The sequence below is a fragment of the Akkermansia sp. KLE1798 genome, from assembly GCF_001580195.1.
Taxonomy (GTDB): domain Bacteria; phylum Verrucomicrobiota; class Verrucomicrobiia; order Verrucomicrobiales; family Akkermansiaceae; genus Akkermansia; species Akkermansia biwaensis.
In genome coordinates this window covers 312,137-326,810 of sequence record NZ_KQ971081.1, presented here as the reverse complement: position 1 = coordinate 326,810, position 14,674 = coordinate 312,137, and the positions used below count along the sequence as shown (strand labels likewise).

Annotated in this window: 8 protein-coding genes; 1 reads left to right on the top strand and 7 read right to left on the bottom strand. The window is 57.1% G+C overall.

The genetic code is table 11. From position 1 onward, the window contains the following. Positions 1-3,153, top strand: coding sequence for a UvrD-helicase domain-containing protein (locus HMPREF3039_RS06185; protein WP_067571544.1), 3,153 nt, complete (start codon positions 1-3; stop codon positions 3,151-3,153). Positions 3,154-3,216: 63 nt separating this feature from the next. Here HMPREF3039_RS06185 and HMPREF3039_RS06180 read toward each other — a convergent pair whose 3' ends face one another. The 7 genes from HMPREF3039_RS06180 to HMPREF3039_RS06150 all read right to left on the bottom strand — a co-directional run bounded on the left by HMPREF3039_RS06180 (position 3,217) and on the right by HMPREF3039_RS06150 (position 14,630). Continuing rightward, on the bottom strand, positions 3,217-4,107 hold the full coding sequence (locus tag HMPREF3039_RS06180; protein WP_067981896.1) for a hypothetical protein: 891 nt from the start codon (positions 4,105-4,107) through the stop codon (positions 3,217-3,219). A gap of 213 nt (positions 4,108-4,320) precedes the next feature. Next, on the bottom strand, positions 4,321-5,754 hold the full coding sequence (locus HMPREF3039_RS06175) for a DUF6056 family protein (protein WP_067571540.1): 1,434 nt from the start codon (positions 5,752-5,754) through the stop codon (positions 4,321-4,323). A 40-nt stretch (positions 5,755-5,794) separates the two neighbouring features. Then, entirely contained in the window at positions 5,795-7,240 is a 1,446-nt protein-coding gene (gene rseP / locus HMPREF3039_RS06170) for an RIP metalloprotease RseP (protein ID WP_067981900.1), read from the bottom strand. Between the two features lie 97 nt (positions 7,241-7,337). Further along, positions 7,338-8,918 carry a hypothetical protein gene (locus HMPREF3039_RS06165; protein ID WP_147549550.1) on the bottom strand — a complete coding sequence of 527 codons (1,581 nt, stop codon included), beginning with the start codon at positions 8,916-8,918 and terminating at the stop codon, positions 7,338-7,340. Between the two features lie 326 nt (positions 8,919-9,244). Continuing rightward, positions 9,245-10,594 (bottom strand): hypothetical protein, encoded by a 1,350-nt coding sequence (locus tag HMPREF3039_RS06160; RefSeq protein ID WP_231863858.1) that lies wholly within the window; start codon positions 10,592-10,594, stop codon positions 9,245-9,247. 466 nt (positions 10,595-11,060) lie between these two features. Continuing rightward, positions 11,061-12,917, bottom strand: coding sequence for a hypothetical protein (locus HMPREF3039_RS06155; RefSeq protein ID WP_147549556.1), 1,857 nt, complete (start codon positions 12,915-12,917; stop codon positions 11,061-11,063). Between the two features lie 63 nt (positions 12,918-12,980). Then, positions 12,981-14,630 (bottom strand): hypothetical protein, encoded by a 1,650-nt coding sequence (locus HMPREF3039_RS06150; protein WP_067571532.1) that lies wholly within the window; start codon positions 14,628-14,630, stop codon positions 12,981-12,983. Positions 14,631-14,674 lie beyond the last annotated feature (44 nt).

Genomic DNA, 14,674 nt, shown 5'->3' with positions numbered 1-14,674 from the left:
ATGTCCGCCCTGACCAACATCCTCATCTCCGCCTCGGCCGGCACGGGAAAAACCTACCAGCTCTCCCTGCGCTTCCTGGCCCTGCTGGTACTGAACCGCGGCAGCCACCCGGAACGGCTCATCGCCGTTACCTTCACCCGGAAAGCCGCCGGGGAATTCAAGGACCGCATTCTGACGGACCTGGCGGCCGGTGCCACGGACTCCGCCGGGGCCGCCCGCCTCAGGGACCGGCTCTGGGCCGTCATCAAGGGAACGCCGGAAGAACCGGGACTCTGGCCGCAGGCCGCGGAATCCTGGAAGAAGGAACACCTTTGCCAGGAACGTTTCCGGCACATGCTCCGCCTGCTCGTCCAGCAGCTCTCCCGCCTCAACCTCTGCACCATTGACAGCCTGTTCGCGCAAATTGCCGCGACCAGCACCTTTGAACTGGGAGTCAGCGGCTTCAGCATGATAGACACCACCGCGGAAAAGCTTGCCCGCCGGGAAGCCCTGCTCACCCTGTACCGGGAATGTTCCCTGAACCCGGAACAGGAGCAAAGCTTTGAAGACGCCTTCCTCTCCGGAGCGGACTCCGACGCTGAAGCCGCGGATGCGGAAGACTCCATGGCCCGCAGGCTCAACACCTACCACGAACTCTTCCTGGATGAGTCGGATACCGGAAAATGGGGCAATCCCGCCACACTGGGCTTCACCCCGGAAGAACTGCTCCCTCCCGTTCCGCTGGAACGGTTCAACGCCGCGCTGCACGCCTTAATGGACCGGGCGCGGGACATGCCTGCGCCGGAAGGCAGGAACGGAGCAAAAAACAAAGAAATGTTCCTGCGTTTTCTGAACGGATTCTCGACATACGTCAAGCTGGGACGGCTGAAATTCCACGATACGGAAAAAAAACTCACCATGGAAGAGGCGCGGGAGAAATTCCGGGACTTCTGGTCTCCCCCCCTGGATGAACTCATTCAAAGCTGGCTGCGGATGGAAACCCTTCAGGCGCTGCACCGTACCCGCTCCACGCACGGCCTGATGCGCATCTTTGAGGATAAATACTCCGCCCTGGTCCGGAACAAGGGCAGATTCCTGTTCCACGACGTCACGCGCATGCTGGGGAACGGAGCCGTCACTCCGGAACTGAAAAGAGACCTGCAGTACCGCATGTACTGCCGCTACGACCACTGGATGCTGGACGAATTCCAGGACACCTCCCAGTCCCAGTGGCGCGTGATCAAGCCGTTCCTGGACGACCTGACAGACACCCGGGAGGAGCAGGAAGGCAGCATCTTCGTGGTGGGGGACCTCAAGCAAAGCGTTTACCAATGGCGCGGAGGGGATCCGGCGCTTTTCCGCTCCGTCGCCGGACAGCTCCATCTGGAGGAGCGCGGCATGGCCACCTCCTACCGCTCCGTGCAGCCCGTGCTGGACATGGTCAACGACATCTGCGACTACGCCCGGACGGCAGCGGACTGCGGACAGGCGGCGCTGGAACAATGGGGAGACTACCCGCCCCACGTTTGCGCGCCCTCCCTGGCCTCCCGCACGGGATGCGCCCGGATATGGCAGACGCCCAGGGCGGAGGAAACCTCCGCCAATGACCTGGTGTGCCAGGCCATGGCCGACATTCTGGAACAGTCAAACGCCCTGAGGCGCGGCCTGGACGTCGCCGTTCTGGTCAGCACGAGAAACCAGGCCCTGATCGTCCGGGAATGGCTGACTTCCCACGGCTGGCCGGCGGAAGTATGCGACGACGTGCCCGTGGGGCAGGACTCCCCGCTGGGGAAAACCCTGCTGTCCTTCTTCCGGTGGCTTCTTTCGCCGGGGGACGCCTTTATCTCCGGACTGCTCTCCCATTCCCCCCTCCATCCCCTCATCAGTCCGGACCGCAGGCCGGGCATGGACTGGAACGGCTGGCACATGGTGCTGGAGCGCGAGGGATACGCCGCCATCATGACGGAACTGGAAAAAAGAATGGCCCTGGCTGGGGTGGAGCTGACTGACTTCCACCGGGACCGCCTCTCCGTCTGGATGAACGAAGCGGAACAGGTGGACGAACGCGGCGCATCCCTGGACGAATGGATACGCCGCATGGAAGACCTGACGCGCCGGGAGGATCCCTCCGGAGGAATTGTCCGCATCATGACCATCCATAAATCCAAGGGGCTCGGATTCGACATGGTCATCCTGCCCCAGATAGGCAAGGACGCCCCCTTTGCGGACAGCCGCCATCTGACCCACTTTGTGAAAAGGGACGGGAACGGCCTCGTTGAGGGTATCGTCATGGCCCCTTCCAAGCAGGTATATACCGCCGTCCCCCAATTCCACGCGCTGTACGAATCATGGAAGGCGACACAGCAATTCGACGGATTCTGCAAACTCTACGTAGCGCTCACCCGCGCCAGGCGCGCCTGCCATATCATTCTGCCCGGCAGGGAAGGCAAGGGAGAACTCAGGACGGAATCCATGTGGAAAATCATCCGTTCCGCCGCTCTGGCCGCTTCATGCGGTACGGAAGACACGCTTCCGGAATCGGGCGCGGAATGCCTCTACTCGCGGGGGGAACCGGAATGGTATGCGGAACTTCCCGAAAAGGACACCCGGACCGAACCGGAAAACGCTCCCGAATGGCCCGTTCACAAGCCGCTTCTCAGGCAGCGCGTCTCCCCCTCCGGACTGGACGGGGAAAACGGCCTTTTCCGCAGCATGCACGATGCCGCCCTGCGGGAATCGGCCGCATTCGGGTCCGCCGTCCATGCCGTTTTTGAACGGATCACCCGCTGGAATGGGGAGGACAAACCGCACTGGGTCCTTCACCCCGTCACGGAAGCGGAACGCACCGTGGCGGCATGCATGGATGTACCCGCCATCAGGGAACTCTTCATGCCGGCGGAAACGGCAATCGTGATGAAGGAACAGCGCATTGAAGCCATTGACGGGAATGTCTGGATTTCCGGTGTGATTGACAGACTGGTCATTGACGGAGATTCCGCCTGCATCGTGGACTTCAAGACGGACCATGCGGACACGGCGGAACAGCTCCGGGAACGCCACGGAGCTCAGCTCCAGGCCTATGCCCGCATCGTCTCCAAAATCACCCGCATCCCCTGTGACCGCATCAGGCGTATGATCATTTCAACGCACTTGAAAACAGTTATCCAGGTATAGGTACGTCAGGCGGAAGAAGAGAACGCCGGCAGCAGGAAGCTTCAGCCTTTCCCTCCATCATCTTCACGGCCTCTCCGTTCCCTCCCAGAACAGGTGCCCGTACTCTTCCTTCAAGTTGAAATCCTCGCTCCACACATCCCTCAGCATGTCCATGTGTCCGGCACTCATGTCTCCGGCAGTCAGCTCACTGCGGGAATCCACATTGCAGAAAAACGGCTCCACCTTCATGACCTGCCGCATGTAATCGTTCAGCCTTTCAATGGGTATGACCACGTCAATGCGCGGAGCATGGTGGTAATACCAGGCCTGCCCCTCAAGATGCTGCTCAAAAACTCCGGGATGATTGCTCCGGTTCATGGAAATGAGCAGGAGCAGCGTATCAATCAGGGCGCTCTTCGTGCTGCACTCCCGGGTATAAGGATGAAAAAGGCCACGGTCGATGCACCAGGCGTAATTCGCCAGGTTGATGAAACGGTCCAGGGGATCCCGGTAAACCGCCACGTGCTTATAGTCCCCGTGTACCGTCTCATCATAATCCTGGTGGTACACCAAGTGGCGCCGGGCCACATCGTCCCACACCTTGGACGGGCTGCTCTGGTTGGGATGGAATCCCAGCTCGTGGAGGATGGTTCCCATCTGCGTGCTGTTGGCATTCTTGGGAATCAGGTAGAACAGGGTCCGGCTAGCCTCATGCAGGGTGAAATGCGGCCCCGTAACGCTCTCGGAAAAGCACGTCGTCCTGAAGCAGCCTTCCCGGCTGACCACGAAACAGGAATCCGTTGCCGGATTGTAAACGAGACGTTCCACGGAATGGTAACGGGGCCAGAACAGCAGGGAAGGCATGCCGCCTTCCCATTCAAGAATAATGGCGGAATCCTGCCCGCGGGACCGGAACAGGCGGTTCTTCTCAATGCGGCAGGTATCCTGCCAGGAGAAATGTATCAATTTGATCATGTTGCTAAGGACGATAGTTGATGAACTCATTCCTGTGCCGGATTCCGGCAGGAAGAAGCCCCTGAGCGCACGGCAATTGTTTTGCGGACAAATGGAAATGCGGCAGGAAGGCCACCTCATCCAACAAATTTATGGCCGCCGCATCAACACGCCTGCCACGTTTAACGCAAAACCGCATGCGCCGGACGCGTCACGCAGCCATTTCCCCGGGCCTCAATCCCGTTCCCCGGAACCTTTAAAACAACGCCGCGACTGGGGAACCCGGTCGCCGCATACATCCACACGGATGCTCTCAATCCCCAGGTAACGCGCTACCGAGCTGTTGATGAACTCATCCGGATCTCCGCTGCACATCCGCCACATGACGGAAACGTAAGGCGCCAAAGGCACCGGTTCATACGGAGGAACCACAATGTTTCTTTTTCCCTGCGCCAACTCATGGCGGATGAAGGCTCTCCTCTCCTCGCACTGGCGGTGGATGCGCGGAAAGGCGTCCAGATACCCGGCACATATCCACAGGGCCAGCCCTCCGGCCGCCGCCAGGATGCAGGCGGGAACCCAGGGCCTGGGCGCCCGGTCCATCCACACGCCGTACAATCCGAGCACGCCCGTCATCATCAGGACAGTGGCGGAAAACATGGCATGCCATGCCGGAACAACGCGCACGAAAAAGCTGACGGCCATGGCATGGGCCACCAGAATGAACAACAGGCTGGCGGAAACACGGTGCCCCGCCGTCCCACTCCATACACGCCGCCCCTGCCGCCACGCGAGCAAGGCCAGAGCCAGTACGGCGACGGCAAGCAGAACCTTCGGCAACCGCATGAACTCGTAAAAGGCATTCAACAATTCAGGAATGGAACCGAAGCGTTCCCCCCAGGACTGAAGAACGGCCGCCCCGCCGGCAGTCTCCGAATGCAGGCGGGCCGTATTGCCGGGCGCCAGCAGAAGGCAGGCTCCCCCTATGGCATGGGCGGCCCATCCCGCAAAAAACCAGCGGGGCAGGCTGCGCCCCTTCCAGCGGGCATACAGCCAGAACAAAAACAGCATGCCCAGGGAAGCCGGGACCTGGTTCTCATTGGTCATTCCGGCGGCAAACCCTGCCGCGCCAATCCAGAACCAGGAAAAAAGCCTGTCCTGAATCCGGGAACTCCCCGCCCACAAGCCGCGGTACAGGCACAGAAATCCCAACCATACGGCGGCCGCCCACGCGTAATTCGTCCCTCCGGACAGCCAGAACATCGTGATGCCCGGCCTGGAAGAAGAAGTCAGAAGCAGCAGCCCCCCCACAGTAAACAGCAGCACGTCCCGCCAGTCCCCAGGCCGTACCCGCCTCCCCCGCGCCAGATAAAACATCATCAGCGCCAGGGAAAGAACCACAAACGGATTAACCAGGCAGAACAGCCATTTCCCGGCCGTCGCGGTAAAAATAGCCAGAAACTCCCCCAGCCTGGGATTCCAGTTCAAGTAGGACCACCAGCAGCGTTCCAGCACCGGCCAGAAGGAAAGGCGGTGCTGCACCCCAAAGACGGAATGCATGAAACTGTCCCCGGTAAACGGAGTCCACCAAGTCAGGAGCATGGCATAAACCAGGAACGCCAGCACCACGCACCGGAACAGGACACGCACAGCAAAGGAACCCTTCATACCAGGAAGCCGGGAACCGCAGACCCCGGCCGGAGGGAAATTAATCCGTCACGGCCCTGAACACCGGATCAGGCAATTTGGAAGGCTTTTTGCCGAAAAACTCTCCCACGTCCTTGAACGTCACGAACAGGAAAAAGCCCATCAGCAGGAAGACGAACCCGAACTGGACGAACTCCAGAACCTTCACATTCAGGGGACGCCGGAAAATCAGCTCAATCGTGTTCATCACCACGTGGCCTCCGTCCACCACGGGAAGGGGCAGGATATTCAGAATGGCCAGGTTCACGTTCAGCACCACGGAAAACCACAGCGCCAGCTTCCACCCTTCATCCAGGGAAAACATCCTGTAAAACTGGTTGGCGATTCCTACGGGACCGGAAAGATGCTCCACGCCCACGTTGCTGCCGGGCGCAACAACTTTCGCCAGGGTATCCCCCATCCATTTCAGGCTCTGCCTGATCTGGGCCCACGGCGTAGGATGCACGGTCACATCGCGGCCCACGGCGCTTAAATCCCAGACCACCCCCAGAATGGGCTGGGCGCCCTTCAGCAGGGAACCGTCCTGGCTGTTGTGCCAATTTTCAGGCAGCCTTCCCTGCACGGTCACCTGGCGCACGGCTCCATCCTTGCCCGTCACATCCAGCATCAGGGGCTCTCCCTTCTTCAACGGGACATCCAGCGCGGACGGATTCCAGACATGCACGCCGTTGACGGCGGTGATGGAATCCCCCGCCTTCAAACCGGCCTGGGCCGCAGGGGAATTGGGCAGAACTTCCCCCACCACGCAGGGAATGGCCTGCATCAGCCCCACCTGGCGCATGCCGGAACGCTGCCACCACTCCGTTTCCGGAATCCTAAACCCGCAGGCGATATCCAGCTCGCCCGGTGTTCCGGGCCTTTGAATCGTGAACGTCACCTTGTCCTTTTCTCCCAGCATGATCAGCTCGCGCACGCCTTCCATGTTGCCCGCCCACTTGGTCACGGGGCGGCCGTCCACCTTCACGATCTTGTCGCCGGGCAGAATGCCGGCCTGGGCGGCGGGACTGTCCGGAGCCACGAATCCGACGGTCGTTACGCCCATCTCGAAATCCGGCTTGCCCACCAGCCAGACGGCTACGGCAAAAAGCACGGCCAGCAGGAAGGAGGCGACGGGGCCGGCAGCGGCCACAATAATCTTGTCCAGCGGCTTGACGGGCTTCAAATCCTTGGGAAGTTCCACGGACCCTTCAATGGCCTCCATGGGAGCCATCTGCGGCAGGGACACGAAGCCCCCCGCCGGAATCCAGCCCAGCCCCCACTGAACGCCGTTGATGGTCTTCTTCCAAATGGGACGGCCGAACCAGATCTGGAACCTGTCCACATAAAGGCCGCGCCAGCGCGCGGCAAAAAAATGCCCCAGTTCATGAACGAAAATCATGAAATTGAACAACATCACAACGCCAAAAATAATGGCGGAGGTCGTAAGAATAGAAAGAACGCTATCCATGATAGTAAGTACAAATAATAATATACCCGGCTGCCATTTCGCTCAAGCGGCAACCATGCCATACGGAAAAACACGGAAGGGCGGCAGCCATGACGCCTCACGGCATTTTCCTGCCGGTCTTCTGCGGAACCGGACCTCCCAGCCCGATCATGTCGTCCACCGGCACGTCCACCATCTTCACGCCTGTCCTGTACTTCATCCGTATCCGCAGGCTTTGCACATCCTCCGCGTTCCTGATCTCAAAGTTCTGGTACCAGCTCTGTTTCTTTTCCTGAGACCCCCATGTGATCAAATTCGCTCTCGTTTCAGGTCCGGCGTTTTCCCAAATCCTCCCTTTGCCGTCCACCAGTTCAAACCTCTCCAGGTCAAACGGAACCCCTTCCACTTCCAGGAAAACGGAGACCACTAGGAACCCTTTTTTCAACTCCTTCACATCTTGCAGCTTCAAACGGCAGAAAGGGGCCTCCCCCGCGTCTGCTACATCCCGCTCCCCTTCTCCGGTATTCTCCGTTCCCGGTACCGGAAACTGCAATTCCGCTCTTTCCATCAAGGGTAATTCATAAACGGGACTTTCCTGCATGGCGGCTACGGGCAAGCGCAACGTTCCCCTTATACGCAGCCATTCCGCTCCGGGTGAAGCCAGGCTCAAACACTTGCCGTCCACTCCAATCACCCCGTTTCCCCCTCTGCCCCTCCAATGACTTAGGTGGTACAGGTCAAACACGGCCGGAGCCAGCGTACGTCCGGTGGAATCCGTCACTTCCAGTCTCTGCTCTTTCAAATCACTCCTTCTGCCGAAAACCGCAGGAGCCTTCGTCTTCGCTTCAATAAAAAATACCATTTGTCCATGATCAGCGCCCTGCGCAAATATTTCATCACTACCCAAAATCAATCCTGCCAGTTCCGCCGTTGCAGGCCTTTCCCCCTTTGCCGCCCGAATACAGGCGGCATTCGTAACCGGAGGCTTTTCCGGTTTCTCTTCAACGGGCTTCTTCCCATTCCCCTCCCTGACAAGGCCTGCCAGGGACATCCTGCTGTCCATCAGTGCTTTGCACCTCCGCAAATTCCGTGAATGCCTGACCAGCACCCGCAATTCCCCTTCCTCCACAGGATTGATATCCCAGCTTCCTCCCAACCTTCCACATTCCCAATCCTCTGAGGCTGCAAGCGGTATTCCGTCCGTTGTCTGCAGCTCCATGCCGCGAATGCTCAGCGGAACATCCGCTTCCACTTCCAGCCTCAACAACTTTTTACCTCTTCTCAATTCCGCTTCGGCAGGCAGGGCATCCCGGTACTCGCTCACCACAATCCTTGCCTCCACGTCCTCTGCGCTGCCGTCCTTCCCCAAACCACCTCCCTTCAATACAAACGAAGCGGAAGTCCCCTCCACCAGTTTTACCGTTACCGGGTCGGTCTCGGCCTCCTCCCGGGAGACGGCAAACGAAACTTCTCCGTTCATCCTCACCCATTGCGCTCCGACAGACGGCATCCAGCCCAGGGATTCCACAATCAAAACGCTTTTGTCGTCAGAAGTCAAAAAATGGCACTTCATATCCGGAACCTTCATATCCGGAGCCGTCCTCCCTTTGGAATCCTCCATCCTCACTCGTACTGACTGGTCTTCACACCAGTCGATTTTCCAGCCGGGAGCATGGGATACGGCCCAACACGGAATCATATTCCAATTTTTCTCCGTATCTTTATCCCAAATCCTCTTTGCCACACTCAAAGTCTCCAATGTCAATTGCAAAGACGGCGGAGAAACATCTTCATCAGCCGGAGTGGAACACAAACCGGAAAAACCGGTCACGACAAACAGCAATAACAGCAGAGCGGAATTTTTCATCACAGGATAGGTTGAGTATAAAAATTAAAAAATCGTAACACAAATAGCAACAAGATACTTCATCAAGAAGAAAATCGTGTTTTTCAGAATCTCAGGCAGTCCGGGACATCGAAGCGAAGGACTCTGCAATCATTCAATCTTCCTCCATGACGGCTGCCTTACGGCAGAAGGCCTCCAAGTCCGATCTTGCAATCTACGGGTACCTCCACCGTTTCCATATTGGCCTTGTACTTCAGGCGCACCCGGAGTTTTTCCATGCCGTCAATATTCCCTATTTTAAAATTCTGATACCAGGAACTCTTTTGATCTTCGGGACTGAATGAGTGTCCGGTTCCGGCAGACTCAATGTTTTTCAGAGGAACATCGTTGCCGTCCACCAATTCAAAACACTCCAGGTCAAACGGCACGCCTTCCACTTCCACAGCAACCGTTACCCTTACGCCTCCATGTTTCTGCTCTTTCACATTTTCCAGACTCAACTGGCAGGAGGGGGCATCTTCCGCTACCAGCACGTCAACGCCGTCTCCGCCTGCTGAAGTCGCTCCCGGTATGGGAATTTGCCGTTTCGCTCCGTTCAGCAGCGGCAATTCATAGACGGGGCTTTCCTGCATGGTCGCCACAGGCACGTGCAGCGTTCCTTGGATACGCAGCCATTCCGCTCCGGGTGAAGCAAATCCAGCCACCTTCCCCTGACACCGAAGAATCGTCAGTCCCTCCTTCCAATATTCCGACCTCAGGGACGTCAAATTAAACATGGCCGGAGACAACGTCCTTCCGGTGGAATCTGTCACTGGCAGGCTCTGTTCCCCCATATCGGCACTGCTTCCAAAAACAGCAGGCCTATTTACCGACAATTCAACATCAAACAACATTTGTGGGGAATCAGTCTCCTCTTCCTCCCTGCTTTCGTTTTCAATGCTCAAGCCGATCAACTCCGCCCCGACGCACAGGCCGGTTTTCTCATTCGCTTTCATAGGAACGGGTAAAGGCGCACCGTCTGCCTTGCGGCCGCCCTGGGCGCCCCAGCCGTTCTTTCCCATGGAAAAACCAGCCAGTGAGGCCTTACCGTCAATCACGGCCCTGCACCTCCTTAACCCCTGGGAATACCTGACGGACACCTGAAGTTCCCCCTCCTCCACCTTCTCCATTCCCCAGGACCTACTCAGTCTTCCGTAAGTCCACTCGCTGTGCTTCACCGGCATCCCGTCCGTTGTTTTTAACTCAATATCACGGAGACTTACGGGAAACTCCGTCCGCATTGCAAGTTCCAGCAACTTCTTATACTCTCCTCCAGCAAATCCAACATCTTTATACCTAGTCACCACGAGAGTAGCATTCACGTCCACCGGAGAACCGTCCTTGCCCATGGCCGCTTCCTTCAACACAAGAGGAACGGAAGCGCCCTCGGCAAGCTTCACGACAACGGGAGGAGTCACGGCTTCCCGACAGGAAACGACAAAGGGAACTTCCCCTTTTACCGCCACCCATTGAGACCTGGCGGAAGGCATCCACCCGGGGAGAAACACTCTTACACGGTTTTCCTGCTGGACAAACACCCAGGATACAAACTGTACTTTCGGAGCCTTCCGTCCCGTAGAATCCGACACCGTCATACAAGCCTCCTCCTCCTCACACCAGTCAATATTCCAGCCAGGAATGCGAATCCCCATCCCTTTCACACATATATTCCATTCTCCCCCTTCATCCGGATTGTCTTTTTGCAATTCCAGCCCCTTCACTTCCAAAAGAATTTCCGGCGGAGGAACATCTTCATCAGCCGGAGAGGAACACAAACCGGAAAAACCGGTCACGACAGACAATAACAGCAAAATGGATTTTTTCATCACAGGATAGGTTGCGTATAAAAATTAAAAAGTCGTAACACAAAGATCAACAAGATACTTCATCAAGAAGGATACCATGTTTTTTCAGAATCTCAGGCAGTCCGGGACATCGAAGCGAAGGACTCTGCAATCATTCAGTCTTCCTCCATGACGGCTGCTTTACGGCAGAAGTCTGCGGCAGAAGGCCTCCAAGTCCGATCTTGAAATCCACGGGCACATCCACCGTTTCCATATTGGCCTTGTACTTCAGGCGCACCCGGAGTTTTTCCATGCCGTCAATACTCCCGATTTTAAAATCCTGATCCCAGGAACTCCTTTGATCGTTGGGACTGAATGAGCGTCCGAATCCAACAGACTTAATGTTTTTCAGGGGAACATCGTTGCCGTCCACCAACTCAAAATACTCCAGGTCAAACGGCACGCCTTCCACTTCCAGAGCAACCGTTACCTGCACGCCTCCATGTTCCTGCTCTTCCACGTTTTCCAAACTCAACTGGCAGGTAGGGGAATCTCCCACAGCCGCTACATCATGGCTATTCTCACCGGTATCAGCCATCCCCGGCACGGGAATCTGCAATTCAGCCTTTGTCCCTAACGGCAATTCATAAACGGGACTATTCCGCACGACGGCTACAGGCACGCGCAAGGTTCCTTTGACACGCAGCCATTCCGCTCCCGGGGAAGCCAGTCCAGAACATTCACCGGAAAGTGTGGCCCATGCCATCCCTTCCTCTCCAGTCTGGGAAAACAGCCATGTCAGGTCAAACACGGCCGGGGGCATCACATGGCCCAGGGAATCAGTTACTTCCAAATTTTGTTTCTCCACATCGGCACGAACTCCGAAAACAGCAGGCGCCTTTACTGCCAGCTCAAGATCCATCCATATGGAATCGGCCCCGGACGCCAACACATCCCGGTTTCCAACACTTAAAAGAGACAGCCATGCCGAAACCCTTTTCCCATCCGTGTTCACAACACCGGAAAAAGGCCTGGCGGCATCACCCGTAGCTGGCGCCCTTTTAACGGAAGACTCGCATTTATCATTGAATTCCGTGCCATCCTTCCCCTCAAAAAATCCCGACAGGGAAGCCTTCTGGTCAATTAAAATCCTATGACGCCGCAAGCCCTGCGAGTAGCTGACGGACACTTGCAATTCCCCCTCCTCCACAGGATCAATAGCCCATGTCTTGGTCATCATTTTTGAGCCCCAGCTCACCGGTTCCGGCTGTTCCGGGAATATTTTGTCAGGGTCCATATCAAAATCCATCAAAAAATCAATAATCCCGCCAAAACTCAGCATTTTTCTCATATTTGGAGCATTCTCCCCCGTCATTACCGGCATTCCTTCCACGGTCTGCAATTCAAAATCACAAATGCCAGCCGGCGCATCCGATACTAATTTCAGAATCAACTTCTTTCTTTCCCTCCCCTTTCTGGAATACTTGTCATCACAATAATCCTCCACCACCAGCTCCGCCTTTACCTCTTCCGCCCGGCCATCCTTTCCCATTCCCGCATCTTTCAATACCAGAGGCACGGAAGCACCTTTTACAAGCTTTACCTTCACGGGCTCCGTCACAGCCTCCCGGCAGGAAATAACAACCGGCAGCTCCCCCTTTACTTCCACCCACTGCGCCCCGGCGGACGGCAGCCATCCCCGGGTATCCATACGCCCGAAAATCCTGCGCTCAAGATCCAGAACCATGCACTTCACATCCGGGGCCTTCCGGCCCTCGGAATCCTTCAAGGTTACACGGACCGGCTCATCATGGCAGCAATAAATCTCCCAACCGGGTGCCTGCGGCGCCAGCCATCCCAGCATCATGCTCCACGTTTGCTTCCGATCCGCCGGGCGGCGTTTTCCCTTCAAAATCATCTGCTTCAACTCCAGGCGCAATGGAGGCGGTGAAATTTCCTCCCCGGGAGGAAGGGAACCCAAACCGGAAAAACCGGTTGCAACAGACAGCAGGAGAGTAGGTATCTTCATGATGGTAAAAGCGTACGATAGTTTATTGTAAAAAATTATAAGCCGATAAAAATAAGATATTTTCTATAATAACGGACCTTCCGGGCCGATGGTGCAATCCACAGGCACGGCCACTGTTTCCGCATCCGCCCTGTACTTCAACCGCACACGCAGCCTTTCCGCGTCCGCGCCTCCCTTGAACTTGAACCTTTGGTGCCAGAACCGCTCCTGTCCCAAAGGCCCCATGGAGACGCTGCTACCGGCAGATACGGCATTTTTCAAAGGCAATCCCTTGCCATCCACCACTTCAAAACACTCCAGGTCAAACGGCACGCCTTCCACGCTCAGAGAAACCTGCGCATGCAAATCCCCGTTTCCCTGTTCTTTCACCCCTTCCAGTTTCAACCGGCAGACGGGTACGTCTCCGGACGCCGCTACATCATGCCCCTCCCCTCCGGATCCGGACATTCCCGGCACGGGAATCTGCAATTCCGCTCCCTTTTGGAGCGGCAATTCGTAGACGGGGCTTTCCCGTTTGACGCCCACCGGCACGTGCAGCGTTCCCCTGATGCGTACCCATTCCGCCCCGGGCGAAGCCGGCCCCGGACTTTTGCCGCAAAGGGATATCATCGCCTGCCCCTTCTCCAGGTTCCGAGACCTCAACCATGTCAGGTCAAACATGGCCGGGGACAATACGCGCCCTGTAGAATCGGTCACTTCCAGGCTCTGTTCCCTCATATCCGCCCCTCCCCCGAAAACCGCCGCAGTCTTTGATGTCAGTTCAATCTCAAAAACCATCTGCATGGCATCCTCGCCGGCCTCCTCTGCATCCACTCTCTCCACAATCAATCGGGTCACTTCCGCCGCAACAGACGGGTGGCTCTCGTCGACCGGAAGCCTGCCTTCAGAAGAAGAAATCCCGCCGGATTTCATGGCTGAATGCCCCGTTTTAGAAATCCCGCTGCCAGGGCCGCGCCCCTTTCCGGTCTTCCCTTCACGGAAACCGGCCAGTGACGCCCTGCCGTCAATCAGAGCCTTGCACCGCTGCAGGTGTTGCGAATACCGGACGGCCACTTGAAGCTTCCCTTCCATCACAGGAGCAATCTTCCATTCCCTGCCCAGCGTGCTCCATCCACACATCTCTGCCGCCACCGGCGTTCCATCCACTGCCTGCAATATAAAATCACGGATGCCCAGCGGTTCATCAGCGTCCACTTCCACCTTCAGCATTTTCTTATTCTCCCCTTCCCATTCCCTGTCCAACGCGACATCCCCGTATTTCCGTATGACCAGCTTTACCCTCACATCCCGCGCCTTTCCGTCCTTCCCGATGCCTGCACCTTTCAAGACCAAAGGCACGGAAGCGCCTTTCTCAAGCTTTAACGCCACAGGCTCCGACACGGCCTCCCGGAAGGAAATGACAAGTGGGAGCTTCCCCTTCACTTCCACCCACTGCGTCCCGGCGGACGGCAGCCAATCCTGCGGTTCCACCAGCAAATGAACAGTCTTGCGGTCAAAACCGCCGGAATAACATTTCGTCTCGGAAGCCTTCCGGCCTGTGGAATCCTCCACTGCCACGCCCGTCAACTCATCCTCCACCCAGTCGATCTCCCAGCCGGACGGAACAGGAACAACACCCCCCAGCCCCATCCTCCAATTCCGTTCCGGATCATCCTCCGGATGCTCCCGGCCCACCTCCAGCTTCTTCCACACTACCTGCAAGGATGGAACCAAATCATCTTCACCTGGCGGCAAGGAACACAAGCCGGAAAAACTAG